Source organism: Vibrio sp. 1978 (assembly GCF_033344345.1).
This window is the reverse complement of the sequence record NZ_JAWPOP010000005.1, coordinates 187,756-213,323: the sequence shown is the minus strand read 5'-3', so window position 1 is coordinate 213,323 and position 25,568 is coordinate 187,756. Positions and strand designations below refer to the sequence as shown.

General features: G+C 41.6%; 25 protein-coding genes. 17 read left to right on the top strand and 8 right to left on the bottom strand.

Features of this window, described 5'->3' with window-relative positions; translation table 11 throughout:
• Window positions 1-96: 96 nt before the first annotated feature.
• The 4 genes from R8N49_RS07550 (at window position 97) to modC (ending at window position 4,193) form a co-directional block, all read left to right on the top strand.
• Window positions 97-1,548 (top strand): cobyric acid synthase, encoded by a 1,452-nt coding sequence (locus R8N49_RS07550; protein WP_047101159.1) that lies wholly within the window; start codon window positions 97-99, stop codon window positions 1,546-1,548.
• 69 nt (window positions 1,549-1,617) lie between these two features.
• Entirely contained in the window at window positions 1,618-2,373 is a 756-nt protein-coding gene (modA, locus tag R8N49_RS07545) for a molybdate ABC transporter substrate-binding protein (protein ID WP_017634622.1), read from the top strand.
• A 27-nt stretch (window positions 2,374-2,400) separates the two neighbouring features.
• Window positions 2,401-3,090 carry a molybdate ABC transporter permease subunit gene (gene modB, locus R8N49_RS07540; protein ID WP_054575444.1) on the top strand — a complete coding sequence of 230 codons (690 nt, stop codon included), beginning with the start codon at window positions 2,401-2,403 and terminating at the stop codon, window positions 3,088-3,090.
• Window positions 3,087-4,193: a molybdenum ABC transporter ATP-binding protein ModC gene (gene modC / locus R8N49_RS07535; protein WP_085569024.1), complete on the top strand. Its 1,107-nt coding sequence runs from the start codon at window positions 3,087-3,089 to the stop codon at window positions 4,191-4,193. The genes modB and modC overlap by 4 nt, the downstream gene beginning before the upstream one ends.
• A gap of 76 nt (window positions 4,194-4,269) precedes the next feature.
• On the opposite strand, the gene R8N49_RS07530 is transcribed toward modC, so the two are convergent.
• A complete protein-coding gene (locus R8N49_RS07530; protein ID WP_005376232.1) occupies window positions 4,270-4,707 on the bottom strand; it encodes a DUF3069 domain-containing protein in 438 nt (145 codons plus the stop codon).
• Between the two features lie 273 nt (window positions 4,708-4,980).
• On the opposite strand from R8N49_RS07530, the gene R8N49_RS07525 reads away from it, so the two are divergent.
• A complete protein-coding gene (locus tag R8N49_RS07525) occupies window positions 4,981-5,940 on the top strand; it encodes a diguanylate cyclase (protein WP_017634619.1) in 960 nt (319 codons plus the stop codon).
• 249 nt (window positions 5,941-6,189) lie between these two features.
• Here the strand turns inward: R8N49_RS07525 and R8N49_RS07520 are convergent, their stop codons facing one another.
• A complete protein-coding gene (locus R8N49_RS07520) occupies window positions 6,190-7,428 on the bottom strand; it encodes a GGDEF domain-containing protein (RefSeq protein ID WP_031777241.1) in 1,239 nt (412 codons plus the stop codon).
• Window positions 7,429-7,681: 253 nt separating this feature from the next.
• Here R8N49_RS07520 and R8N49_RS07515 point away from each other — a divergent pair, with 253 nt between their 5' ends.
• The 10 genes from R8N49_RS07515 to R8N49_RS07470 all read left to right on the top strand — a co-directional run bounded on the left by R8N49_RS07515 (window position 7,682) and on the right by R8N49_RS07470 (window position 17,533).
• Window positions 7,682-8,050 (top strand): late competence development ComFB family protein, encoded by a 369-nt coding sequence (locus tag R8N49_RS07515; RefSeq protein WP_005376241.1) that lies wholly within the window; start codon window positions 7,682-7,684, stop codon window positions 8,048-8,050.
• 41 nt (window positions 8,051-8,091) lie between these two features.
• Entirely contained in the window at window positions 8,092-8,373 is a 282-nt protein-coding gene (locus tag R8N49_RS07510; RefSeq protein WP_017634616.1) for an HlyU family transcriptional regulator, read from the top strand.
• A 434-nt stretch (window positions 8,374-8,807) separates the two neighbouring features.
• Window positions 8,808-10,364 carry a Re/Si-specific NAD(P)(+) transhydrogenase subunit alpha gene (locus tag R8N49_RS07505; protein WP_149192252.1) on the top strand — a complete coding sequence of 519 codons (1,557 nt, stop codon included), beginning with the start codon at window positions 8,808-8,810 and terminating at the stop codon, window positions 10,362-10,364.
• Between the two features lie 8 nt (window positions 10,365-10,372).
• Window positions 10,373-11,749 (top strand): Re/Si-specific NAD(P)(+) transhydrogenase subunit beta, encoded by a 1,377-nt coding sequence (pntB, locus tag R8N49_RS07500; RefSeq protein ID WP_005376248.1) that lies wholly within the window; start codon window positions 10,373-10,375, stop codon window positions 11,747-11,749.
• A gap of 155 nt (window positions 11,750-11,904) precedes the next feature.
• A complete protein-coding gene (gene vxrA / locus R8N49_RS07495; RefSeq protein ID WP_318189910.1) occupies window positions 11,905-13,359 on the top strand; it encodes a sensor histidine kinase VxrA in 1,455 nt (484 codons plus the stop codon).
• The gene (gene vxrB, locus R8N49_RS07490) at window positions 13,334-13,996 is read left to right on the top strand and encodes a response regulator transcription factor VxrB (RefSeq protein ID WP_005376251.1); all 663 of its coding nucleotides are present in this window, start codon (window positions 13,334-13,336) and stop codon (window positions 13,994-13,996) included. Before vxrA ends, vxrB begins: the two co-directional genes overlap by 26 nt.
• A gap of 6 nt (window positions 13,997-14,002) precedes the next feature.
• Window positions 14,003-14,884 carry a DUF2861 family protein gene (locus tag R8N49_RS07485; protein WP_053303637.1) on the top strand — a complete coding sequence of 294 codons (882 nt, stop codon included), beginning with the start codon at window positions 14,003-14,005 and terminating at the stop codon, window positions 14,882-14,884.
• Between the two features lie 60 nt (window positions 14,885-14,944).
• The gene (locus tag R8N49_RS07480) at window positions 14,945-16,066 is read left to right on the top strand and encodes a conjugal transfer protein TraF (protein ID WP_053349901.1); all 1,122 of its coding nucleotides are present in this window, start codon (window positions 14,945-14,947) and stop codon (window positions 16,064-16,066) included.
• A gap of 41 nt (window positions 16,067-16,107) precedes the next feature.
• Complete coding sequence (locus R8N49_RS07475) at window positions 16,108-16,269, top strand: YoaH family protein (RefSeq protein WP_005376257.1); 162 nt, start codon at window positions 16,108-16,110, stop codon at window positions 16,267-16,269.
• 874 nt (window positions 16,270-17,143) lie between these two features.
• Window positions 17,144-17,533, top strand: a complete 390-nt coding sequence (locus tag R8N49_RS07470; RefSeq protein ID WP_017634770.1) for a universal stress protein — start codon at window positions 17,144-17,146, stop codon at window positions 17,531-17,533.
• Window positions 17,534-17,623: 90 nt separating this feature from the next.
• Here R8N49_RS07470 and R8N49_RS07465 read toward each other — a convergent pair whose 3' ends face one another.
• Both R8N49_RS07465 and R8N49_RS07460 read right to left on the bottom strand, forming a co-directional pair.
• Window positions 17,624-17,836 carry a hypothetical protein gene (locus R8N49_RS07465; protein WP_005376260.1) on the bottom strand — a complete coding sequence of 71 codons (213 nt, stop codon included), beginning with the start codon at window positions 17,834-17,836 and terminating at the stop codon, window positions 17,624-17,626.
• A 295-nt stretch (window positions 17,837-18,131) separates the two neighbouring features.
• Window positions 18,132-18,971 (bottom strand): LysR family transcriptional regulator, encoded by an 840-nt coding sequence (locus R8N49_RS07460; protein WP_054576202.1) that lies wholly within the window; start codon window positions 18,969-18,971, stop codon window positions 18,132-18,134.
• A gap of 81 nt (window positions 18,972-19,052) precedes the next feature.
• Between R8N49_RS07460 and R8N49_RS07455 the strand changes: the two genes are divergently transcribed.
• Window positions 19,053-19,403, top strand: coding sequence for a hypothetical protein (locus R8N49_RS07455; protein WP_132936447.1), 351 nt, complete (start codon window positions 19,053-19,055; stop codon window positions 19,401-19,403).
• A 687-nt stretch (window positions 19,404-20,090) separates the two neighbouring features.
• Here R8N49_RS07455 and yciH read toward each other — a convergent pair.
• The 4 genes from yciH to R8N49_RS07435 all read right to left on the bottom strand — a co-directional run bounded on the left by yciH (window position 20,091) and on the right by R8N49_RS07435 (window position 22,627).
• Window positions 20,091-20,402 carry a stress response translation initiation inhibitor YciH gene (gene yciH, locus R8N49_RS07450; protein ID WP_005376292.1) on the bottom strand — a complete coding sequence of 104 codons (312 nt, stop codon included), beginning with the start codon at window positions 20,400-20,402 and terminating at the stop codon, window positions 20,091-20,093.
• A gap of 1 nt (window position 20,403) precedes the next feature.
• Window positions 20,404-20,790, bottom strand: a complete 387-nt coding sequence (locus tag R8N49_RS07445; protein ID WP_005376294.1) for a DUF3319 domain-containing protein — start codon at window positions 20,788-20,790, stop codon at window positions 20,404-20,406.
• A 128-nt stretch (window positions 20,791-20,918) separates the two neighbouring features.
• Window positions 20,919-21,908 (bottom strand): D-alanine--D-alanine ligase, encoded by a 990-nt coding sequence (locus R8N49_RS07440; protein ID WP_025767772.1) that lies wholly within the window; start codon window positions 21,906-21,908, stop codon window positions 20,919-20,921.
• A 149-nt stretch (window positions 21,909-22,057) separates the two neighbouring features.
• Window positions 22,058-22,627: an SPOR domain-containing protein gene (locus R8N49_RS07435; RefSeq protein WP_005390018.1), complete on the bottom strand. Its 570-nt coding sequence runs from the start codon at window positions 22,625-22,627 to the stop codon at window positions 22,058-22,060.
• Window positions 22,628-22,863: 236 nt separating this feature from the next.
• On the opposite strand from R8N49_RS07435, the gene R8N49_RS07430 reads away from it, so the two are divergent.
• Window positions 22,864-25,497: a bifunctional acetate--CoA ligase family protein/GNAT family N-acetyltransferase gene (locus R8N49_RS07430; RefSeq protein WP_186585306.1), complete on the top strand. Its 2,634-nt coding sequence runs from the start codon at window positions 22,864-22,866 to the stop codon at window positions 25,495-25,497.
• Window positions 25,498-25,568: the final 71 nt, after the last annotated feature.

Sequence of the window (25,568 nt, the reverse complement as noted above, 5' to 3'; positions counted from 1 at the left end):
TGATGATTTCAACATTCATATTCTATTCATTTGCTTGAGTAAGTGGGGACGATGACGTTATGATTGTTCATCTTCCTCTATTCCTTACAAACATTCATGAAATCAGCGATCCCATCTTTAATGGTTCAAGGCACCACTTCGGATGCCGGAAAAAGTGTCCTTGTGGCAGGTTTATGCCGTGTATTAGCACGAAAAGGGATAAATGTTGCCCCATTTAAGCCACAAAACATGGCACTAAATAGTGCGGTAACCAAAGATGGCGGTGAAATAGGTCGAGCACAGGCCGTTCAGGCACAGGCGTGTAATATTGAGCCAACTGTACATATGAATCCGGTTTTAATTAAACCTAACAGTGATACAGGTGCTCAGATCATTTTGCAGGGTAAGGCGATTTCCAATATGGATGCGGCTGGCTTTCATGATTACAAGAAAGTGGCGATGGACACGGTGTTAGATTCCTTCTCTCGTCTGACTCAAGAATTTGATTCGATCATTATCGAGGGCGCGGGGAGTCCTGCTGAAATCAATTTACGAGAAGGCGATATTGCAAACATGGGTTTTGCTGAGGCCGCTGATGTACCAGTGATCATTGTTGCTGATATTGATCGTGGTGGAGTGTTTGCACATTTGTACGGAACACTTGCGCTACTTTCTGAATCTGAACAAGCGCGAGTAAAAGGATTTGTTATCAACCGTTTTCGAGGTGATATTCGTTTATTGCAATCGGGCCTCGATTGGCTAGAAGAAAAAACAGGTAAACCTGTACTTGGTGTACTTCCTTTTCTCCATGGTTTGAATTTAGAAGCAGAAGACGCGATCACTGCGCAGCAAGAGTTGCACTCTGAGGTAAAACTGAATGTTGTTGTGCCTGTTTTAACCCGGATTAGTAATCATACTGATTTTGATGTGCTGCGATTGAATCCAGACATCAATCTACGTTATGTAGGTAAAGGCGAAAAAATAGATAAAGCCGACCTGGTTATTTTGCCTGGGACCAAATCAGTGAGAGACGATCTGGAGTATCTAAGAAGCCAAGGGTGGGATAACGATATCTTGCGTCATATTCGTCTTGGTGGAAAAGTGATTGGTATCTGTGGCGGCTACCAGATGCTTGGAAACTTGATTGATGATCCAAACGGCGTCGAAGGCCAACCAGGTCAAAGCGAAGGACTTGGGTTGCTTGATATCACTACGACGCTAACTAACAGCAAACAGCTTACAAACACACAAGCACAGCTTTCTCTTAACGGCAAAACAGCCAATGTAAAGGGTTATGAAATCCACGTAGGGCGAAGTGAAGTACGGGGCCTGCAACCTCTTACATTCAGTTCCGGTGAAGCGGAGGGGGCGATCAGCGAGTGTGGCCAAATCATGGGAACCTACCTTCACGGGTTCTTTGACGAGGCAGATGTCTTAAGCCTGGTATCAGAATGGGTAAACGGCACCCAAATCAAACAACAAGACTTTGAAGAGTTAAAGGAGCAAGGCATTAATCGCATCGCAGATGCGATAGAACAACATATGCGCCTTGATTTTTTGTTTAAATAGCACATTAACTGATTGAACTTTATATTCAAATAACCTGTTCTTTCGCTTGCCTTGTATTGGAGTATCTCTATGAAAGCATGGAAACAGCATGCTTGCCTTGCGGCAGTATTAAGCATTTCATTTTCAGCAAACGCAGCAACGAACCTAAAAGTGTATGCAGCCTCTTCTATGACGAATGCGATTAACGAGATCGCGCAAAACTTTGAAGAAAAGTATGACGTTTCTATCACTCCCGTTTATGGTGGTTCTTCTTCTATCGCTCGACAAATTATCAATGGCGCACCAGCGGATGTATTCATTTCTGCGAACACGAAATGGATGGATTATTTGGTCGATAAAGACGTCATTTTTCGTGACAATGTCACAAATCTAGTGCGCAATAGCTTAGTGTTGATTGCTCCCCAGTCTTCAGAATTAACCTCATTTAACTTTTCTGATGCAAAGGCATGGGAGAAGGCATTGCATGGAAATCGTCTTGCTTTAGGCAATCCGACGTCAGTACCTGCTGGTATGTACGCGAAAGAGTCATTGACTACACTGGGTGTATGGAAAGCGGTTCAAACTCACGTCGCACCAGCAAAGAATGTGCGCTTAGCTTTGGCGTTGGTTGAACGTGGAGAAGCGCCTTTAGGTGTGGTCTACAAAACCGATGCTCAGTTAACTGATAAAGTCAAAATTGTCGGCGAATTTGCGAGTGATACGCATGCGGCTATTGTGTACCCGGCTGCAATTGTGAATGATTCTACTGAGTCGGAGCAGTTCTTCCAATACCTAAAATCGGACGAAGCCGCACGCGTTTTTGCTCAATATGGCTTTCAGCAATAAACCGGCCTTCAATTATAGGAACGAAGCGTGACAGAACTGGAATACCAAGCCTTAATGTTAAGCCTCAAAGTAGGCGCGTACGCAGTACTTTGGCTGATTCCTCTCGGCGTTTTTCTTGCTTGGCTACTTTCTCGAAAAACGTTCTTTGGTAAATCGATTCTCGATAGCTTAATTCATTTACCACTGGTATTGCCGCCAGTGGTAATCGGCTATTTATTGTTGATTTCTTTAGGACGACAAGGGGTCCTTGGAAAGTGGCTCTATGAAAACTTAGGGGTAGTATTTAGCTTTAATTGGAAAGGGGCAGTAGTCGCTTGTATTGTCGTGGCTTTGCCTTTGATGGTTCGTTCAGTACGCTTAAGCTTAGATAGCGTCGACCCTAAATTGGAGCACGCAGCCTCTACGTTAGGCGCTTCTCCTTTAAAAGTGTTTCTCACCATCACGTTACCACTGACCATTCCCGGAATTATTACGGGCACGATGCTGTCATTTGCTCGTAGTCTTGGCGAATTCGGGGCGACGATCAGTTTCGTCTCTAACATTCCGGGTGAGACCCAAACGATTCCGCTGGCAATGTACAACTTTATTGAAACGCCAGGTGCAGAAATGCAGGCGGCTCGTCTGTGTATCATTTCTATCGCGTTAGCCTTGTCTACATTAATGATCTCTGAATGGCTAAATCGTAAAGCGGCAAGCAGATTGGGTGCGAAGCAATGACGATTAAAGTCCAATTTAAACAAATGCTTGGTGAGACTGACTTCGACATCAAACTTAAGTTACCCTGTAATGGAATTAGTGCCTTGTTTGGACGATCTGGTGCAGGTAAAACGACGTTGATTAACATCATCAGCGGATTGGTCACTCCAAGGCAAGGGTATGTTGCGGTTGGTGAGCATGTTTTGTTTGACAGTGAACAGGGAATCAACCTACCAACGCACAAGCGTGGTATTGGTTATGTGTTTCAGGATTCACGTCTGTTTCCTCACTATTCGGTTCAAGGCAATTTGTTATATGGCGTTAAAGAAAAAGATGACGAGTATTTTGATGCAGTCACCGAACTCTTGTCTATCAAACCGTTACTAAAGCGCTTTCCGGTATCACTTTCTGGTGGTGAAAAGCAACGTGTTGCGATTGCGCGCGCATTGCTATCTAAACCCAATTTGCTTTTGATGGATGAGCCACTTGCCTCACTCGATATGCCAAGAAAGCGTGAGGTAATGCCTTTTCTTGAGGAGTTGTCGGAGAAGGTAAATATCCCTATTATCTATGTCACACACAGTCTCCAGGAAATTTTAAGGCTTGCTCAGCACCTTGCAATTATTGACCAAGGTAAAATTTCGAGTTCAGGTAAGCTTGAGGAAGTGTGGGCTTCTCATGCTATGCGTCCATGGCAATCTTTCTCAGATCAAAGCAGCTTATTTGAAGGCCGGATTGCTGAACATCATGCACGTTATGCACTGACTTGTATCAGCCTTGCACCTAATGTATTCCTGTGGGTGCAAAAGATCGACGGAACACCAGACACGCCAATACGCTTGCAAGTGCGTGCCAACGACGTTTCTATCACGCTCGAGCAACCCAAGGCGACGTCGATTCGAAATATTTTGCCTGCTATTGTCGATTCCATCGAGGCGTTTAACGCAGCCGATGACAAGCAGAGTATTAATGTATCACTCAAGCTAGACGAGAAATGTTATTTGTGGGCAACGATCACACCGTGGGCCCTTGATGATCTCAACCTAAAAGTTGGTAGCCGTGTTTTTGCACAAATTAAAGGTGTCAGTGTGACACAAAAAGATATGGCACTAGCGCCTCATTAACCGTTTAGACTGATTTACGCTTCATGATCAAAAAAGGCCGCAAAGTGCGGCCTTTGTTACTAGAAGAATGTCGGAATTACTTCGCGAATACTTCTTTGAATTCACGCTTAAGAAGTGGGTCACGACGTGCTTTCTTAAGTTGCTTAACCATGTCTTTCACACAGTTGTGAAGCACATTATCAAGTAGTTGAGCACGGTATTCTTCTTTATCTTCATCTGTCATGTTTTCTGGCAGATTAAGAGTCGGAAACTCTTCCATCACATTAATACCAGCGAATGCTTGGCCTACAGAAACTAGAGCATGAAACTGTTCAAAGTTGTCTAGAATATTCTGTGCACTTGCTGGCATTTCGTCCCATGATTCACGTACCGCTTCTTCAGACACTTCATGGATAGAGGTAACCATTTCGAACATTTGCTCTGGAACTTCGTCAAATTCGATAACTTTACGTAGCTCTGGAGAAATGCTGGCTAGATCGATTTTTTTGCTTTCGCTGTTAGTTGCTTCTGACATGGTGTGTCTCTCATTACAAAAAGGCGGGAATATTAATACCAAATGCATCAAATAGCTATACCCATTAATCCACAAGATGACCAAAGTGAATGAGTTTGTTGAACTTCTGCTCACAGGCCATGATTAGATAGGGTAACGTCCAGTCTAACTGCTTTATGCAATGGATTCCGTGATATTCAAACAAAAATATAGCACTTAATTATGAGTCGAATGCAACAACTCTATGAGTATGGTATATGTTTAATAAAGACATAATTAAAAATGGAACGCGTTATGCAACCGACAGGGACATCGATGCGAATCCTTCTGGTTGACGATGTTCAGCTAGACAGGATGCAGTTGGCTATTCGTCTAAAGCAACTTGGACATATTGTAAAAGCCGTAGGTAGTGGACTAGAGGCGTTAAATACCTACGAGAGTTTTGATCCGGAACTGGTGTTACTCGATATATCAATGCCAGATATGAACGGTTTTGAAGTCTCTCTTCATATAAGAGAAACGTTTCCGGATTGGATCCCTATTATTTTCTTGAGTAGTCACGAAGAGCCAGAAATGATTGCTAAAGCCATAGACGCGGGCGGTGATGACTATTTAATTAAGCCGGTAGATAAACTGGTACTGAACTCTAAACTTATCGCAATGCAGCGTATTGCTCATATGAGACGAGAGCTTAAGCAAGCGACAGCTCAATTGGAGCAAGTTAATCAACTTTTGACTCAGCAAGCGAATGAAGATGGCCTAACCAAACTCTATAACCGCCGTTATATCGACCATAAGTTGGAATCGATGGTTGCATGGCATGGCCGTCACAATATGCCAATGGCTTTGATTCTATTGGACGTCGATTTTTTTAAACCGTTTAATGATAATTACGGTCATATTGAAGGCGACCGTTGCTTGCAAGCGATTGCGAATCAACTAAAGGCGACGTTTTGTCGCTCTGGGGAATATGTAGGTCGATATGGTGGAGAAGAGTTTGTTGTGTTGCTAGGGTGTACCGACACTCAAACAGCAGAAAGAGAAGCCGAGCGTATACAAGAGGCTATGTATTTTCTCGATTACCCACATGAGTATTCTAGTGTGTCAAATAGAGTGACAGTGTCACAGGGCGTTTTTGTTTTTCAACCAACAGGGAAAGAAGTGCAATCAGACTTGTATGCAACCGTTGATAAAGCACTATATACATCAAAATCTTTGGGAAGAAACACACATACTGTAGTTAATTCTTTTTAAAACAAAGTCTTATGAATGCCACTTTTTTGTTGCGTTGTCACGTTTTGGTAATTCTTTTAAAGTTAACTCAAAGTAAGATAGGCAAACAGTGCGAACGGAATGTCGCAATCGGGCGTATACCTTATACCTTTGATTAGATAGATAACATCGGGATAGTGGCAACGATGAGTGCAGTTATTATGCTGATGGGGAAGTTCGGTTTTGTTTTAAACCCAGACAAGCTTGTTAACTTTCACGATTGGTGAGGGTCTAACGAAGCTTTATGCAGTTACGTCCGGCCTTTTTCGCTTTGTAAAGTGCTTCGTCCGCTGATTTAATAACGTCCAGAGGAGCTTGCCCATTCCGGCTATCAGCAACTCCGAAACTTGCGGTAACAAAAACCGACTTTCTTTTCGAACTGTTGCTACCACGACGTTTTTGTCCTTGTTTATGGTTCTCAGGGCGAGATTCTTCATCGCGTAATATCATCTCGTATTCTGCAATCGATTTGCGAGCTTCTTCCAAAAAGTTCTTACATTCGTCAGCGTATTTGCCTTTAAAAACGATGGTAAATTCTTCTCCGCCAAATCGATAAACTTTTGCGCCGCCTGGGGTTTTAGTGAGGCGCGAAGCGACCATTTTTAGAACGTCATCACCAGTATCGTGACCGTAGGTGTCGTTAAACTTTTTAAAATGGTCAACATCAAGCATTGCGATCGTGAACTTCTTACCCATGTGTTTTAGATCGAGATCAAGTGCACGTCTGCTTGGAATCAGCGTTAGGCTATCGGTGAAAGCCAGTTGATGGCTAGCGGAAGCGGCATAAATAATGATAAGCAGCCCTGTTAGCGTAAACATGGTGCTTGATATGTACTGCACATCAAAGAAAATGAACGTCGCAGACGCCAATACCATGGCAGAGTAGGTCATCGCATGAATAATTTCATTCTTCTTTAAAACAAGGATTCCAAGAAAACAGACAATACCCACGCAATATAAAACAAGAATTAAAGGCAGTTTAGAGACCGTAGGTACAATAAATAAAATACCGCTTGTCCATTGTTCAAACCCTCCTTCAACGTAATATGCTAGCGTTAGATAAGACCAAAGAACGAACATTGCTAACATCAAGATGTAAGTCAACATGGCTCTAGAGTCAAAACCTTCTTTACTAAACAAAAATACCGTAAGAAACGAGACAGGAAGTAACGTGGTTAAAATGGTTAGCTCAAGTAAAGCGGTACCACTTTGAAGCGGGACTTGTAGGCGGTGCTGTATCACAAAATAGGCTAGCAACATTGCCAAGCACACCATGGACTCTCTGCCTTGCTTAAATGAATAACAAAGGAGTAGCGCACAACCTAATAGTATGTACGGCAAGTTTGCGGCAATGCCCCAGTTTGCCTGAGTCATCTGAATAATGCTGTCCATGCCCGAACTCACTATGCCCAGTAGCAAAAAAGGGAATAAGAATCTGAAGCCTGATGAAGTCATTGACGATGAGGACATCTATTACAAACTGCCTGAAAATAGTTGACTATATAATTGGTTAGGTAAATCGTTTTATCAATATGGATATTTATCCGTTATTGAATTTCGAACTTTGAGAACTAGCAAGAATACGTCTATTTGTTCCTTTTCCCAAGTATTTTGGAAGACATTACGGCAAAAAGAGAGAGATTGATTAAATTAAGAGCAATCAATAAGTTGTTATAAACAAGTCGTTGCTATACTCATTTCATAGGAAAAAGGAGATTTACAGATGCAGATAAGCTCAGATGTGCACAATTACATGGAAACATTAGTAGGCCAGGTTCTCAGTTTGCCCGAATTTTTAGAACAGTATGACAACGAACAGTTAGCCGATATTGCTTGCCTTGCGCTTATCCAGCTCAAGCCTGTCTATATCCGTCATGATATTGATTTTTTGTCTTCACTTCCTGAACAAAAATTAAGCCAGTTTAAGCAAAGCGCGGATATAGCGGTGAAAAACGCCGCAGAAATGGTGAAAGAAGACAGGCGTAAGAACCGAGAGTATGATGTGCCTGTAATTTTTTCCCATACTAGTTATGATGATGACAAAGAGTTGGATTGGTATGAAAAACCGATCCTTAACGTTAATATCAAGTAAGAGTCGCTCAGTTGACTAGTGAGTTGACCCAAGGAGGAATCGTGGGATTTTTTTCGCGTTTGTTTGGTGGTAGTGAGAAAACCGCTGAAGCTAAAACTATCGAGCCAGTTGAGTATAAAGGTTTCTTTATTTACCCAGAGAGCCTTTCAGAGGGCGGACAATATCGCATCGCTGGTCGAATAGAAAAGCATGACAATGATGAAGTGAAAACACATCGGTTTATTCGCTCCGATTTACTTGGCTCAGAGCAAGATGCCAATGACCTTATGTTGAAGAAATCTCAAATGTTTATTGATCAAATGGGCGATAAAATCTTCGACTAGCAATTTACTGCAATTTGATTCCAGTCATCTTAAAAAGAGCCATTAGTGTATATGCTAGTGGTTCTTTCTTTTTAACGCTTAAATCTCTGTTAAGTCAGTATTTAATCGTTACCTGGTTAGACCTCAGTCTAGTACGGTGTTGCGTTGTTATTTTTCGAGCACAGAGCGACAATCATTCATTACTTAGCGTTATATGTAATGAAATTTAGTATTTAAATTACAAAACACTTGAAGTAATGAGACGCGTTCGATACAAACAGAATAATAACAGGGCTGTTAGTCAAGGTGTTATTGTGCAAATGGGTGTCCCCAAACATCATCTTTCGTTTGCAATTGTCTTGCGTGGTAAACAGATAGAAATAAAAAAGAATTAGAGTAGAGCGACGCTCTGTTTTGGGACTAATTTATTGATATGTATACAAGGAGTATGCGTTTTGCAAATCGGTGTACCTAAAGAGATACTCGCGGGTGAATCGCGAGTGGCTGCATCGCCGAAGTCGGTTGAGCAGTTAATAAAATTGGGATTCGATGTCGCGATTGAATCCCAAGCGGGGGTGCTAGCGAGTTTCGATGATGCCGCTTATGAAGCAGCTGGTGCGAAAATCGTTTCTAGTGAAGAAGTTTGGGCATCTGGCCTTATTTTAAAAGTTAATGCGCCAATTGTGGATGATGAGCAAGGCATTGACGAAATTGCGTTACTGCAAGATGGATCAACACTGGTTAGCTTTATTTGGCCGGCTCAAAATGCTGAGTTGATGGAACAACTTTCAAGTAAGAACATTAACGTTCTTGCCATGGATTCCGTTCCTCGTATCTCACGTGCACAAGCCTTAGACGCGCTATCTTCGATGGCTAATATCGCTGGTTATCGTGCAGTGGTTGAGGCAGCTCATGAGTTTGGTCGTTTCTTTACAGGTCAAATTACGGCTGCCGGTAAAGTACCTCCAGCGAAAGTATTGGTTGCGGGTGCTGGCGTCGCTGGCTTGGCGGCTATCGGTGCTGCAGGTAGCTTAGGTGCCATTGTCCGTGCGTTTGACGTCCGCCCAGAAGTAAAAGAGCAAGTTGAATCGATGGGCGCTGAGTTCCTGACCGTTGACTTTCAAGAAGAGTCAGGCTCTGGGGATGGCTACGCAAAAGAAATGTCTGATGACTTCAACAAAAAAGCGGCAGAATTATACGCAGAGCAAGCTAAAGATGTTGATATCATTATTACGACCGCGCTCATCCCTGGTAAACCTGCGCCGAAGTTGATCACCAAAGAAATGGTCGACAGCATGAAAGCGGGCAGTGTAATTGTTGACTTGGCAGCCGCTAATGGCGGTAACTGTGAATATACAGTGAAAGACCAAGTTATCATGACGGATAACGGGGTAAAAATTGTTGGTTACACTGACATGGTTGGTCGTTTGCCTACACAATCTTCTCAGCTTTACGCGACAAACCTTGTTAACCTTCTAAAACTGCTGTGTAAAGAGAAAGATGGCAACATCAATATTGATTTTGAAGATGTTGTTATCCGTGGCGTTACCGTGGTGAAAGAAGGTGAAGTTACTTGGCCAGCGCCACCAATTCAGGTTTCAGCTCAGCCGCAAGTGAAACAAGAACAGCCTGCGAAGCCAGAGCCTAAAGTAGAAGAACCTACGTCTCCAACGAAGAAAATTATTGGTGTGGCAGCGGCTGTTGGAGCCTTTGCATGGGTTGCATCGGTTGCTCCGGCAGCGTTTCTTTCTCACTTTACTGTATTTGTTCTAGCGTGTGTTGTCGGATACTACGTAGTATGGAATGTTACCCATGCACTTCATACTCCACTAATGTCAGTAACGAATGCTATCTCTGGCATTATTGTCGTTGGTGCATTACTGCAAATTGGACAAGGTAATGGCGTCGTTTCATTCCTATCTTTTATTGCCGTATTGATCGCGAGTATCAATATCTTCGGTGGTTTCACCGTCACCAAGCGTATGCTTGAAATGTTCCGCAAAGATAAATAGGAGTCACAATGTCTGCAGGATTAGTACAAGCAGCTTACATTGTTGCTGCATTATTTTTCATCATGAGTTTGGCGGGACTTTCAAAGCAAGAGTCTGCTCGTAATGGTAACTACTACGGTATCGCTGGTATGACGATCGCGCTGATAGCGACGATCTTTAGCCCAGATGCGCAAGGTTTTGGTTGGATCATTATCGCGATGGCGATAGGTGGTGCGATCGGTATTTTCTATGCGAAGAAAGTAGAAATGACCGAGATGCCAGAACTGGTTGCGATTCTACACAGCTTTGTAGGTTTAGCTGCGGTTTTAGTTGGCTACAACAGTTACCTAGATGCGCCAGAAGCAGCAACACATGCTGAGCATGTTATCCACCTTGTAGAAGTATTCTTGGGTGTGTTCATCGGTGCCGTAACTTTCACCGGTTCAATTGTCGCATTTGGTAAGCTGCGTGGTGTGATTTCTTCGTCGCCACTTAACCTGCCTCATAAGCACAAAATGAACCTCGCAGCGGTTGTTATTTCTACGCTTCTTATGATCTACTTCGTAAAAGCAGATGGCAGCATGTTCGCTCTTATTGTGATGACTTTGATCGCGTTCGCATTCGGCTACCATTTAGTCGCTTCAATCGGTGGTGCTGATATGCCAGTTGTTGTCTCTATGTTGAACTCATACTCAGGTTGGGCAGCAGCGGCAGCAGGTTTCATGCTCGCAAATGATCTATTGATTGTAACAGGTGCTTTGGTAGGTTCATCAGGTGCGATTCTTTCTTACATCATGTGTAAAGCAATGAACCGTTCGTTTATCAGTGTTATTGCCGGTGGTTTTGGTCAAGAGATAGTGATTTCAGGTGACGAAGAGCAGGGCGAATATCGTGAAACAACGGCTGAAGAAGTTGCAGAGATGTTGAAGAACTCAAAATCAGTAATCATCACTCCAGGATATGGCATGGCAGTAGCTCAGGCACAATACCCTGTTCATGAAATTACTGATGTACTTCGTTCACAAGGTATTGAAGTTCGCTTTGGGATTCACCCAGTAGCGGGTCGTCTACCGGGGCATATGAATGTGTTACTCGCTGAAGCAAAAGTACCGTATGATATCGTTCTTGAAATGGATGAAATCAATGATGACTTTGCAGAAACCGATACCGTATTGGTTATCGGTGCTAACGATACGGTCAACCCAGCCGCACTGGAAGATCCGAACAGCCCAATCGCTGGTATGCCCGTATTGGAGGTATGGAACGCGAAAAACGTAGTGGTATTCAAGCGCTCAATGAACACTGGTTACGCAGGAGTACAGAACCCACTGTTCTTCAAAGAAAATACATCAATGCTATTTGGTGATGCGAAAGAAAGTGTTGAGTCTATTTTTAAAGCACTTTAACCATTCTTGATTTAAAACTATACAGGGTCAGCAATCGCTGGCCCTTTTTTGTTCCGTTTCAATGTTATAGTAATGCAAATCCTTCTGTTAGCAGATGTCAATTGCTTGTAGATTGATGTATAGTTTTGGCTAATGTAACAAGTGACGGTAACAGTTTGATTAAAAAGTTTTTGCTCGGTTTTGCAACTGTATTGCCGCTTTTTTCGGCACCTGCATTTTCCGATTCACTACCAGAAAGAATAGATACGTTTACAGAGCTATTTAACTATGAAGTAGCTCTTAAGTCGTACGATATTCGTATTCTGCAATCAAATTATCCTACCAAGTTACTTGCGCCAGATTCGCTTCTGCCGCAAACGTCTGACTATCCGTTAAAAGATATCCAACAGCTTTACAGCTTGGCGAATACTTGTCGTGGCAAATTACCATTAAGTCCTTTAATTACTGAGCCTTTAGTATTTACAAGAGCGATTTGTAAAGGGACGCAGCTGACACCTCGTTGGTTCTCGCGTAGTGGTCTCATTCACCCTGGTGGTGGGACGTACGCGGCACGTTATGTGGATAAGTATCCAGAACTCAAACCCAAACTATCTCAGCACATGCATATAAAAGAGCGTGATAACGAGGAAGGGGATGAGTTGCTAGAAAGCTTGAAAAACATGGATGACGACGCCATTAATGCTTTGATTGCAGGCGCGAGCATGTTTATTGAAGGTAACGAACTTTGGCTAAGACGTGGTGACCGTTACTTTGTTTTCGAGAAAGATATCTGGCAAGAGAACGTAGCGAATGCGGGTCTGTCATACGCTCTAGCCTCTCAAAGCAAAAGTTGCTTTGTTAAACGAGGCAATATTTGTTGGGATGTAGAAGATCACTCGCAAGTTTTGCGGATCAGTATGATCATACTGGTAATCGCCAATATTCTTTTGGTGATTGGTTGGGCGGTGTACCGTTGGAATAGCAAGCGAGAAGAACTACGTAGTAGAATGCTCGTGTTGCAAATTTTAACGCATGAGCTCAGAACACCGATTGCATCTCTGTCACTAACGGTTGAAGGCTTTCGTCGAGAGTTCGAGCATTTGCCTGAAAGTGTGTATGACGAATTCCGCAGATTGTGTGAAGATACGCGCCGCCTGCGTCAATTGGCAGAAGCAAGTAAAGATTATTTGCAATCTGATAACCAAATGCTTGCAACAGACTGGGTACCATCCGTTGCAGATTGGTTAGAATTTAAGATCGAAGAAGAATTTGATAGTGCCGTGCTTTTTAACATCAATGAAGATGTGGCTGCTAAAGTTAATGTGTACTGGTTAGGAACTTGTATCGATAACTTGCTTCGTAATGCGCTTAAGTACGGTGTCGCACCGGTTGAATTGGATGTCTCAACTAGTGAAGAAAAAATAGTATTCCAAGTCCGAGATGCAGGAGGCCTAACGGCTAAAGATTGGGCAAATTTGAAGAAACCGTTCGTAAGTAAGAGCGGGTTAGGACTTGGATTAACAATCGTTGAATCTATGGTAGGCCGCATGGGCGGAAAAATGTCCTTAATGGGACCACCTACAACTTTTATATTGGAGATACCTTGTGAAACAGACACTGCTTCTCGTTGAGGACGATAAAAACTTGGCTGACGGCCTGTTAGTAAGCCTGGAACAAGCAGGATATGAGTGTTTACATGTGGAGCGTATTGCAGACGTAGAGCCACAATGGAAAAAAGCTGACTTGGTAATTCTCGATCGCCAACTCCCAGATGGTGACTCTGTACAATGTCTCCCAGAATGGAAACAGATTAAAGACGTACCAGTTATCTTGTTAACGGCACTTGTTACCGTAAAAGATAAAGTTGCAGGCCTTGATTCCGGCGCGAACGACTACTTAACAAAGCCTTTTGCTGAGGCGGAGCTTTTTGCGAGAATCCGTGCACAGCTACGAGCACCGGATTCAGCAGAACAAAGCAACGCTGATAAAGTGATTACAAAAGACTTAGAGATTGACCGCTCGACTCGTGAAGTGACTTATAAAGACGAGCTAATTACGCTTACTCGAACAGAGTTTGATTTGCTGCTATTTTTGGCGTCAAACTTAGGTCGCGTGTTTACTCGTGATGAGCTACTTGACCACGTTTGGGGTTACAATCACTTCCCGACAACACGTACGGTTGATACACATGTACTACAGCTTCGTCAAAAACTGCCAGGACTGGAAATTGAAACACTTCGTGGTGTTGGCTACAAGATGAAAGCATAAGTCGTAATGAAAATACTACTCCCTGTAGTTCTCTCATTAGCGTTAGTGAAACCAGTCCATGCAATGGACTGGTTTCAAACTAACACGCCTTTAACACAGGCACATCAACACTTACTTGAAGATGATCTTGCGGGTATGTTCAACTCTCTTGTTGAACTCTGGCAAACGGAACCAAGTAAAGATTTGACTCCTCACCTTAATGATCTTCTTGGTCAGTCACTATCTAAAAACTGTGGCAAGGCTCTCACTGGTGTAACGCTGCCTGATTGGATAAGTGGTGTGAACGTTATTCGTCAGACTATTCAAAGCCCTGGGCGAGATACATTTAGATTGGTAATCAAGCTAAGAGCTACAACTGACATCGAAAATATTTCATTTAATCGATGGGTGGATGATTCTATATCCGCGGACAGTTCATTCAGCTATGAACAACAGCCGAACGGGACAGAACTTGCCAACGAGCGTAGTTACTCGAAACGCTATAACTTAACCGGTAAGCTTGAAGCTGGTTTATATCACTTAACCGTTGTTTCTACTGATAAACAAGAGTATCGAACTTGGGTAATACTTGGAGATTCAAACTCTTCTCAATATGTTCGTTGGACATCTAAAGAGAATTGGAAAGTAGAAAAGAGCGCACTTCGTAATCCCCATTGTCCATTACCGCAACTTGAAGTCGGTTTGTATGACTACATTGATGGCCAGTACGAGCAAATGTGGAAAAAGACTTACGAGTCTAACTATCCAAATTCATTGGAGCTAGCGGGTGTCCCAAACGATAGATACGTATTGGCGGTAAGTATCAATAGTCGCCGTTGGCAGGGCGATATAATTGTTGAGCAGGCTCAAACTATTAGCCGAACCTATGATCTTTCCCAGGAAGAATAGTTAAAGAAATACTACTTGTGCCGATAAAGGTTCAGGACGAACTAAAATCACAAGTGTAGTATGAAAAACAAATATAAAATTCTTGCCACTTCTGTTGCTACTATTCTTTTCGCTAATGCTGCCTCTGCTGCTACTTATGCGATAGAGGCTCGTAGTGATGCAATGGGTGGTGTTGGTACCGTATCAGCAACTTATCTAACTGCGCCTTTTTTCAACCCCGCTCTTACTGCGATTTATCGTCGAAATGACGATGCAGGCATGATCGTGCCAAGTTTTGGTGGCAGCTACGATGATCAATATGATCTAGTTGATGAGATCGAACGCATCAGCAAATTAACAGACGTCGATGAAATCAAAAAATCGATGGATGCTATCGATGGGAAAAAGACAGACTTTGATCTTGGTGGTGTCGTTGCCATTGGTATCCCCAACAAATTCTTATCTGCAACTGCATACGGTAAGCTATACACTGAATCATTCGTACAACCAAATGTTGATACCTCAGGTACTAATCCATTAGATGATAGCTATGTACAAGGTGTTTCTATTGGCGTGGCTGAAGCTGGTATTTCACTTGCTAAATACACTAATTTCATGAACCAACACCTTTCTTTTGGTGTTACTCCTAAACTTCAGCGTATATACACGTACTCATACGCCACGAGTTTTCAGAATTTTGATACTAAAGACTTACGTGAAAATGAGACCGCGGAAACGATGTTTAACTTAGACGCAGGCGCACTTTGGTTCTTTGGCCCATATCGTCTCGGTATTTCAGCGAAAAATTTGATCGGAAGAGACGTTAAAACAAAATCATTCCAATATGGCAGCGATACGATAAAATCATACGAATATAGCATGCGTCCTGTATACACCGTTGGGGCAGGGATTGTTGCCGATTACTTTACGATGAGTGTTGACTACGATCTTAACGAAGAAAAACGTTTTTCATCCTTTGATGATAATACGCAAATGATTCGAGCTGGTATTGAATTTGATATTTTGCGTCAAATGGCATTACGAGCAGGGTATATGAAGAACTTAGCTCGAAGTAAGGACGAAGGAACCATTACTGCTGGTATCGGGTTGTCTCCACTTAAGTTGTTCGAATTGGATATCGCAGCTCAGTACACAAACGAGAACGCTATGGGTGCATCCATTAATTTCCTTGCTACCTATTAATTGAATCGTTATAGTCAGCTCCTCAAAATGAGGAGCTTTTTATGTTTGACGATTTACCCCCTCTATCTCACCAAGAACAACAACAAGCTGTAGAGAGAATTCAAGAATTGATGGCGAAGGGCACAAGTACTGCAGAAGCTATCAAAATTGTTGCCGAACGGATTCGTTCTGAGTACGCAGAAAAACAACAGCAACAAAACTAATCAATTCATGGACAGGGCATACGCCCTGTTTTTTTGCCTTTCTATTTTCTATTCCTTTACACTCCCAAACACCACCCTGGTTACGCTGTAACTAAAATTTACTATACCTCTATGATTGTAATCTTGTGCAACTACCTTTAAAACTAAATAGCGGGTTAGTAAAATTTTACCTCATCATATTAACCTTGGCTTACACAGTGCAGGTAGTTAGGCATTTTTTAAAGAACTTATAAGTTAAACTCTATTATATCAATTGTTTACCTCGGTCTTTTAATCTGCCAACCATATTGGTCGCGATTGATCTTGTAATTTAATTACAAAGCCCAAGAGAGCTTCGTTCTCAGACAGAAGATTATGCTAAAAAAAGAAAAAAAGAGACACCGTAACTTATAACGATAATTAAACTAGAGTTATTAAATAAGCGATATAAGAACAGTAAGCACTCGCAGACATATGTAATAGATGAATCGAAATTCATCTTATTGAGCTGCTTTTTTAGCCGAAATACGTCTCCTGGATTTGAGCGGAGCGTTACATATTGAATATGCTTAATCTAAAGTAGTTTTACTAAACTAGGCGACGTTGAAGTGGGTAATATGAATCCTCAAGAGTAGTAGAAATCAAGAGCAGTAACGCGCATTACAACGTAACGTTTCCTGGCATCCTTCCTGTTAAATAGTCCGATAATTAGAGAAGAAATTGGAAAAACATCGTTGATCTTTGGATGAGAGGAAGCAACAAGGTTGTAATGAAAACTATTTGCCTGTTTTACACTAAACTCCTTTAACTATCATGTAGCAGTAGTTTTGATGTTGTGTTCGCTCTATGTGGACTAGACTTAATATGAGAACAAAAACTAACCTAGGGAGGAATGATGGGTTATAAGCACGTTTTGGTTGCTGTCGACTTATCTCAATCTAGCCAAGCCGTTATCGAAAAAGCAATAATGCAAGCAGATAACTCAAGCAGCAAACTCTCATTTGTTTACGTAGATGTTGATCGCATAGTCATGGAAGCGAAGGAAGAGCAAGAATTGGAAAGAAGGCTGCAAGAGCTCGCTGATAAATGCTTATATCCAGTAAACGAGACCATGGTAGTAATCGGCGATCTTCATATAAAACTATCGGGAATCGTCAAAAAAGAGGGGATAGACTTAGTTGTATGTGGTCATCATCACAACTTATTGAGTCGCTTTTTTTCATCGATACCAAAGGTTGTGAACGAGGTTGAAGCTGATTTATTAATCGTCTATTTAGACGAGTGATCGACAACTCTTGTTCGCACTCATCATTTTTTGTCACTAACAAGCCGAACGTTTATGTTCGGCTTGGTGTATCGGTGATAATAAAAGTTTTTAGCCAGGAATGATTGATGCCTCATGAGATAAAACAGATGCAGACTCCGCGTTTGACTGCAGATCAAAATGTACGTTAACTTGCACGCCTTCTCGCTCAAAAGTGACATCATCAAAATCGGTCATAGCGATTTTGAATCCATTTCTAGCAAAAAAGCCAGTCACCATAGTTCGCTGCTTAATTTCTAATGCAGACGCGAGTAGCTTATCCATGGCATTCTCCTTGGTTATTGTGGGGATATGGGTAGAAGATACACATAGATTGGTATGAAATCAATTTTATATAAAGTTTCTTTTGATGAAAATTTTAATGTAAGTCAATCTATCATTTACCCCACGTGATTTATTCCACGCAAAACCTTGATAACAAAGCGGAAGAGCATCCCACATTGTGATAGCAAGCATAAAGATGGGGGGTTAATAAATGCCGCTGAAATAATATGTTACAAAAATTAGCGTTAGGCCTAGTTGAGTAGACAACGCAAAATTCTAAATCTGAACAACCGCCCTAAAATGACTCACTCTTCAATACTTGTGATAACTCAGACCGAATAAAAGTAGATATCTCAGCTAGCTTTCTTGGCAAAGGGTTTTGATAAGGGTAGGCAATATACATGGAACGTTCTATATCAAAAGTTTGCGATATTCGGATGTTTTTGTCTATATAGTTACTTTTAACAAGATAGTTTGGAATGACACCAACCCCAACTCCCTCAGAAACAAAGTTTATTAAAATAGAGGTGTTATCAACTTCGATAACATCAGTATATTGATTTTTAATTGATTCCTTATTCGAATGATGTTTGTAGATTAATAGTGTTTTGTTGTTGGCATTACTTACCCTAGATATCAAAACATCACTATAATCACCAATTTTATGTGCAATAAGAGTGTCATCAATAACATTATTAAGCCTAATCGCTAAATCTACATTGCTTTCTAATAAATTTTCTACATTGTTACTTGACGATATTTCAAAATCAACTTTTGGATATCGTTCTTTTAAGTCTTTAAGAACAGAACCAAAAATAGAAGAGGCTATAGAGTTGGGCATTGTGATTTTAAACTTTCCATCAATGCATTCACTCAACGAGCTAGCTCTGTAATTTAACTCGTGCAAACTCTCTAACGTCTTGATAGCAAGCTCTCTAATGCTTTCGCCATGATCAGTTAAAACGAGTTTCCTTGTTGTTCTGTGGACGAGTGTTACGCCAAGTTGTTTTTCTAATGCTGCTAGCTGCCTGCTGACTTGAGCTTTCGACTTTCCAAGTTCTTTTGATGCCGATGTAAGAGAGAGGTGTTTACAAATGGCTGCAAAGCAGATCAGCTCATTGTTCATCAATTCCATGATTGTTACCTTTTTGCAACTCTGAGTCACGTTGTCTTTTAACTGGTGGGAAAGTATAACTTGCATCATCGGAGGGGGACAATGATATTTAAAAGCCGCCATGAAATAAAGGCAGACTACTATCTTAATAAAATCATATTGGATATTAAGTTAAACCGATATCCTGAAGAAATTAAATCAATCGGATTAAATATAAAAAATAAAGATTTAAAAATAAAAAATTTGTCTCGTGAAATTACTAAGTTGGATTCGGGTGATTTAATTCTTGATTGTGCATCATTGATAATGACTCATTCCATATCGGAAAAAGTAATAATAAAAGTTGAAATTGACACTTTAAATTATAAAGTTAAACGTGTGAGGATATTTAAATATGAAGACTGCAATACAAAATTCGAAAAGATCTGTTTATCAGAAAGATACATTGTATAGAATAATAAATAATATTAGTGCTTTGTATACCAAATCACTAGTAAAATTATTTGGTGAAGAGTTGAGAATCCATCATTGCAAACATAAGATTAATGTAAGAACCACTAACGAGTTGAGTGAGCATATGAAGAAAGATCTAGGTATAGATTGAAAAGTAGAGAGTTTACACCTGTTAGATTCCTTGTTCCTATAAAGATAATCTAGTACTTACACGTTTGGGTTAAGCAAATGCGTGTCCATGTTGACTCATATCGAATGAGCAAGATGCAAAACCAACGTGCATGGTGTCGGACGTAACCAAAGATACAGTTCAAGTGGTCGCTGTGGTGGAATCGAAGTTCATGGCCCATACAAGACAGCTGATGAAATTTGCAAGGAAGCAAAAGCCAAATACAGTGTAACTAAACTGACTTTACCAATGCTAATCTTCTAACTCTTAAGTTCGCATTATGTATATTATGTTAAATCACATATAGCCGTACGCTAAATGTTGTCTGAGTATGCTCCTATTCCCCTGCAGATTTTAAATTTAAGGGCCTTACGGTGAGCATTAAACATAATGGTTATTTACCATAAAATAGCTAATATCGATCTATCAATCTACGATTGCTTGCTCTTCAATTAGCAACTTATAAAAAATGGCGTCTATTTCTTTAGACGCCATTTTTGTTTACTGGAAATATTAAATTAGCCACCGGCTAATTTGACTGTCATGCCTTTCTTTTCAAGATGTGCCTTGATCTTGTCTCTAGCATCACCTTGAATCTCGATATTGCCATCTTTTACAGAGCCACCACAGCCACAGACTTTTTTGAGTTCTGCCGCTAATAACTTTAAAGGTGCATCATCCAAGTCTAAACCTGTAACAATGCATACGCCTTTACCTTTACGGCCTTTCGTTTGGCGCTGAATCCGAACAACACCATCGCCTTTAGGGCGAGATACTTTTTCTTCTTCCGGTTTAATTCGACCGGTTTCTGTTGAATATACCAGAGTCATTCTATTGTTTCTTTTGTTGTTGAGCTTGCATCGCTTTTTGCTTTGCAACCAAATAAGCTTCGATATGGCGTTGAATAGCGGCTTTACTGCCCTTAATCAGTTTACCATTAAACATACAGTACCAAGAGTTAGGTTGGCCTGTATCATTTTGAATAGTATAGCCGTTAAAGACCTCTGATTTTGCAACACCTGTTTGCTGCACTCTCTGTCCGAGTGAAGCAAACTCTTTGGGATCAATAATCGATGCGGTGTCACACCACCAATCAATGCTTTTCTTTACCGCCGTCAAACTTCCCTGTAAGACGTGGTTCTTGATTTTAACCTTCCAAACACTGCCATCTGATCCGACTGACTGCAGGTTAAAACCTCTATAATTTGAAATCGCCATACCACTGAGTCATCTGTTTAATGCGTTGATATAATCATAATTGCTACTGAGCAATATTCAAATACGGCTTGAATAAACCTTGCTCTAGAAAACAACTTGTATCATAAAACGCGTCTCGATAACGTTAATCACTTTGCACTGTTTATACAATCTTCCAAGAACTCATGAAATTTGTGCCCGTTGTTTTGAAGCATTTTAGGGAACATTGAGATCGGAGTCATTCCTGGAAATGTGTTTACTTCGTTTAAGTAAATCTCATCATCTTCCGTTAGGAAAAAGTCGATACGAGATAAATGACGAAGATTCATTTGTTTAAATACCGTCTCAGACGCGTGTTGGATGGAATCTAATTGTATTTGAGTTAGATTCTTCGCCTCAACTTCTGTGAGCGAGTGACTTGAACTGCTGTACTTTTCATCGTACGAGTAAAAAGCACCATCAGGCGCGATGACCTCGCCTGGCTTAGTGATATGTAGTTGGCCATTCATCTCATATGCAGCAACTTCAAGTTCTCGAGGTTTTACTGCTTTCTCAACCAACACTTGGTCAGAAAACCCAAAAGCATCATTTACTGCATTAGAAAGCTTGTCTTTTTTTGTGACACTGTAACAGCCAACGGAAGAGCCTTGGCGAGCGGCTTTAACAAAAACTTTTCCCCACTTTTCAAAGGCTTTATGAGCTTGAACGTGAGCTTCTTCATCGTTTCGCGTTAAGAATAAGTATGGCGTATTGGGTATGCCGATAGCGTCGTACCAAAGCTTAGATGTGATTTTATTGAAACTATTGCTACTCGCTTCTGGCCCGCAGCCAAGATAAGGAATACCTGCGATTTCAAACAGAGATTGAATGTCGCCTGTTTCGCCAGGAAAACCATGTATACAAGGCACGATGAAATCAATGGTTTGATTAGATTCACTTGAGCACAACTGCTTGGTATTGAGATCCAAGTAAACCAACTCACCTTGGTTGGTCATCCAACCTTCGTTTTTTATTTCTACGCGTGTAACGTGAACGTCTTCAATAAGGTTTAGTTGTTGTTCGACAAAATTTGCAGACAATAATGAAATCTCGTGCTCAGAAGAGCCACCGCCGCATAGTAAAAGAATATTTTTAATCATGAATCCATCTTTCCGTGACCTACAAAAGATACTATTTATTATGATAAACCTTTGAAGTGTGACGTACAGTAATTTTAATGTGAGGAATGTTGTTCGAATAGGATTTGAGCAAATAAATAAGGGAGCTATTCGCTCCCTTATTTGATGTGTTAATTTAATTTGTTAAGCGTTGGGTAAGCTGAGTTTTTGATTGCATCAATGCTTTTAACAAATGGCCTTAACTGCTGAAATTGAGCTGGCAAAGTCGAAATCGCTTGCTTGGCTTCTGCGCTTGTTGCGTAGTCTCCGTACAAAACTGAGAACCACTTAGTACCGTTTACAACTTTGTAGTTTTCCCAAATTGGCTGACCGTTCTGTGGCAGCTTATTTGCAAACTGATCGACTTTCGCTTGGCTACCCACAGCTGCGACTTGAATGGTATAGCCGAATCGTTGAATGCCAGCTTGCTTTTTACTTGGTGGTACGATCTTAACTGGCTTCGCCTGCTCTTTTGGCGTTAGCTTGACTACTTTCTTCTCTTCAGGCTTTGCCGTCATTTTCACAACAGTTGGTTGTACGTCTTTTTCTACTACAGCGTTTTCAGACGCCATAATTGGTTTAGAGATACGATCTGATTTGTAGTCCTCTCGGTAACTTTCTGAGGTCACATCCGTGATGTAAGTTTCAGATGCACAAGCAGAAAGCAGAACTGACAAGCCGATGATTGCGATTTTTTTCATGAAGTAACAAATGCTCTGGATAAATATTACGATAAATCATGCCGATAGCAGGGCCGTTTATCAAGCATCAAATACAATAATCTGTGATTTTGATGTGATGAATAACACAAACTCCATAAGCATCGTACACATTTTCTGCAATGTCTGGTCTGAAGATGTTTTATCAGTAAATTATTCGTTTATGATTGATATGAAACCGAGAAGCCAACGTGACTTACAAACGGCCAGGAGTCAGCATGAATAAATTACATAAACTCTTTAAACCCAACTCTGTGGCCGTTATTGGGGCATCTCAAAAAGCATTGCGAGCAGGACATGTTGTGATACGCAACCTTCTACAAAGTGGATTTGGTGGCGCGATTATGCCAGTAACGCCGCGATATAAAGCCGTATCTGGCGTGATCGCTTACCCTGATGTAGCTTCCCTGCCCTATACGCCAGATATTGCAATTTTGTGTACGAACGTTTCACGTAACGAGCAATTGCTTAAAGAGCTAGATGAGAGAGGCACACCGTTTGCGATTGTTATCTCTGATGACCCTAATCCTTTAGATATCTCATCATTGAACATTCGAGTCTTAGGCCCAAACAGCTTAGGTATCATCCTTCCTTGGCACAATTTTAACTGCACGTTTTCCCCTGTTGCAGCTAAACCCGGAAAAATTGCTTTCATCTCACAATCCGCGGCGGTTTGTACCACGGTTTTAGACTGGGCAAATGATAAGAACATTGGTTTTTCTTCGTTCATTTCGATTGGGCGCGGACAAGATATCGATTTTGCAGATTTGCTCGACTATTTGAGTATGGATGGAAACACTGAAGCTATTCTGCTTTATGTTGATAATATCCAAGACGCTCGCCGATTTATGTCTGCTGCGCGCGCCGCTTCACGTAACCGACGTATATTGGTGCTAAAAGCGGGCCGCTCTAAAGAGATGAATACTTTTGAGCAGCAAGACGGAGATACACTTGACGTAATTTACGATTCTGCTATTCGCAGAACTGGTATGTTACGAGTCAGCAATACGCATGAGCTTTTTGCCGCGGTAGAAACACTCACGCATTCTGTGCCACTTCGTGGAGAGCGTTTAGCGATCATCACCAATGGCGGCGGCCCTGCTGTTATGTCCGTTGATACTTTGATTGAACGTGGTGGCCAACTCGCAACGCTTGATGACGCTTCCATTGAGCAATTACAAGCAGTACTTCCATCCAACTGGCGTGCTCGAAATCCAATTGATCTGTCTGGTGACGCAACCCAAAAACGCTATATTGATACCATTAACGCGCTGATGAATAACGACTGTGCAGATGCGATATTGATTATGCATAGTCCTTCTGCTGTTTCTGATCCTCTTGAAACTGCTCAAGTCGTTATTAATGCCATCAAATCTCACCCTCGGCATAAGCATTTTAATATCTTGACCAACTGGTCAGGAGAACAAACGTCGAGAGAAGCGCGACTGGCCTTTACTCAAGCAGGCATTCCAACCTATAGAACACCTGAAAGTTCGGTTGTAGCATACATGCACTTGGTCGAATACAGACGAAACCAGAAACAACTAATGGAAACGCCAACGACGGCAGAGCCATTACATTCTGGAAGTGTGAGTTCAGCAAAAGAATGGGTAAACGAACGACTACTGGATAAAAACACAGTCACCTTGGATACGCATCAAACCAGCCCATTATTTAAGCTGTTCGGGTTTAACGTTTTGCCTACGTGGATTGCATCTGACGACATTGAAGCTGTTCATATGGCAGAAAATATTGGATACCCTGTTGCGGTTAAATTACGTTCTCCAGACATTCCTCATAAATCGGATGTTCACGGTGTCGCTCTAAATTTAAGAAACAGTCGAGAAGTTTCCAACGCAGCGCTATCCATTTTAGATACCGTAAAGCTCAGTTACCCTTCCGCCAATGTACATGGGCTGTTGGTACAAGGGATGGCAAAGCTCGGCAGCGCTGAAGAGCTACGGGTTAGTATTGCAGTAGATAAAGTCTTTGGACCAGTGATCTTGCTTGGTCAAGGCGGCTCTGAGTGGAATATCGCCCAAGATGCCGTCGCTGCACTTCCTCCTTTGAACATGACGCTTGCGCGCTACCTTGTCGTTGTTGCCCTAAAGTCTGGAAAGATTCGCCTGCAGAAACACAAAGATGCGCTCGATATTACTGAGTTGTCGAAGTTCTTGGTTCGTATCTCCCAAATGGCAGTTGAGTTACCAGAAATACAAAAACTGGATATCCATCCAGTGCTAGTGTCCGGAAGCGATTTAACTATCCTTGATGCAGATGTCACACTGTGTAAGTACGAAGGAGACGCCCAAAAACGGCTAGCGATTCGCCCTTTCCCGGCAGAGTTTGTCGAAACGGTGACGCTTCGAGATGGCCAACCTATCCTGCTTCGCCCTATCTTGCCTGAGGATGAGCCGCTGCATGCTCAATTCATTAATAGCGTATCGAAAGAAGATCTCTATAAGCGATTCTTTTCTGAAGTTGGAGAGTTCAACCATGAGGCTTTGGCAAACTTTACTCAAATAGACTACGACCGCGAAATGGCGTTTGTTGCGGTAGCGTTTAATACTGACGGACCGTCTATCATAGGGGTAGCCCGCGCATTGATTACACCAGACAATAGTGACGCTGAGTTTGCTATTTTGGTTCGTTCAGATTTGAAAGGAAAAGGTTTAGGCAAAGTGCTGATGCAGAAAATAATCAGCTATTGCAAAATTAAAGGCACAAAGCAAATGTCTGGAATGACCATGCCAACAAACAGAGGAATGTTGATGTTGGCTCAGAACTTGGGGTTTGAGATCGATGTCCAGTTTGCAGACGGTACGGCAGATATGGTGCTCCCTTTAAATTGAAAAGCGCAGCATTAGCGATGACTTTTACTTCTTACATTCGATAATCAATGGGAATCTAAGAAGTAAAAGTT

Bases quoted from the DNA above. Each gene is read 5' to 3' on its own strand.
- R8N49_RS07550 (WP_047101159.1), top strand. From the start codon at position 97: ATGAAATCAGCGATCCCATCTTTAATGGTTCAAGGCACCACTTCGGAT.
- modA (WP_017634622.1), top strand. From the start codon at position 1,618: ATGAAAGCATGGAAACAGCATGCTTGCCTTGCGGCAGTATTAAGCATT.
- modC (WP_085569024.1), top strand. From the start codon at position 3,087: ATGACGATTAAAGTCCAATTTAAACAAATGCTTGGTGAGACTGACTTC.
- R8N49_RS07530 (WP_005376232.1), bottom strand. From the start codon at position 4,707: ATGTCAGAAGCAACTAACAGCGAAAGCAAAAAAATCGATCTAGCCAGC.
- R8N49_RS07525 (WP_017634619.1), top strand. From the start codon at position 4,981: ATGCAACCGACAGGGACATCGATGCGAATCCTTCTGGTTGACGATGTT.
- R8N49_RS07520 (WP_031777241.1), bottom strand. From the start codon at position 7,428: ATGTCCTCATCGTCAATGACTTCATCAGGCTTCAGATTCTTATTCCCT.
- R8N49_RS07515 (WP_005376241.1), top strand. From the start codon at position 7,682: ATGCAGATAAGCTCAGATGTGCACAATTACATGGAAACATTAGTAGGC.
- pntB (WP_005376248.1), top strand. From the start codon at position 10,373: ATGTCTGCAGGATTAGTACAAGCAGCTTACATTGTTGCTGCATTATTT.
- R8N49_RS07485 (WP_053303637.1), top strand. From the start codon at position 14,003: ATGAAAATACTACTCCCTGTAGTTCTCTCATTAGCGTTAGTGAAACCA.
- R8N49_RS07480 (WP_053349901.1), top strand. From the start codon at position 14,945: ATGAAAAACAAATATAAAATTCTTGCCACTTCTGTTGCTACTATTCTT.
- R8N49_RS07475 (WP_005376257.1), top strand. From the start codon at position 16,108: ATGTTTGACGATTTACCCCCTCTATCTCACCAAGAACAACAACAAGCT.
- R8N49_RS07470 (WP_017634770.1), top strand. From the start codon at position 17,144: ATGGGTTATAAGCACGTTTTGGTTGCTGTCGACTTATCTCAATCTAGC.
- R8N49_RS07465 (WP_005376260.1), bottom strand. From the start codon at position 17,836: ATGGATAAGCTACTCGCGTCTGCATTAGAAATTAAGCAGCGAACTATG.
- R8N49_RS07460 (WP_054576202.1), bottom strand. From the start codon at position 18,971: ATGGAATTGATGAACAATGAGCTGATCTGCTTTGCAGCCATTTGTAAA.
- R8N49_RS07455 (WP_132936447.1), top strand. From the start codon at position 19,053: ATGATATTTAAAAGCCGCCATGAAATAAAGGCAGACTACTATCTTAAT.
- yciH (WP_005376292.1), bottom strand. From the start codon at position 20,402: ATGACTCTGGTATATTCAACAGAAACCGGTCGAATTAAACCGGAAGAA.
- R8N49_RS07445 (WP_005376294.1), bottom strand. From the start codon at position 20,790: ATGGCGATTTCAAATTATAGAGGTTTTAACCTGCAGTCAGTCGGATCA.
- R8N49_RS07440 (WP_025767772.1), bottom strand. From the start codon at position 21,908: ATGATTAAAAATATTCTTTTACTATGCGGCGGTGGCTCTTCTGAGCAC.
- R8N49_RS07435 (WP_005390018.1), bottom strand. From the start codon at position 22,627: ATGAAAAAAATCGCAATCATCGGCTTGTCAGTTCTGCTTTCTGCTTGT.
- R8N49_RS07430 (WP_186585306.1), top strand. From the start codon at position 22,864: ATGAATAAATTACATAAACTCTTTAAACCCAACTCTGTGGCCGTTATT.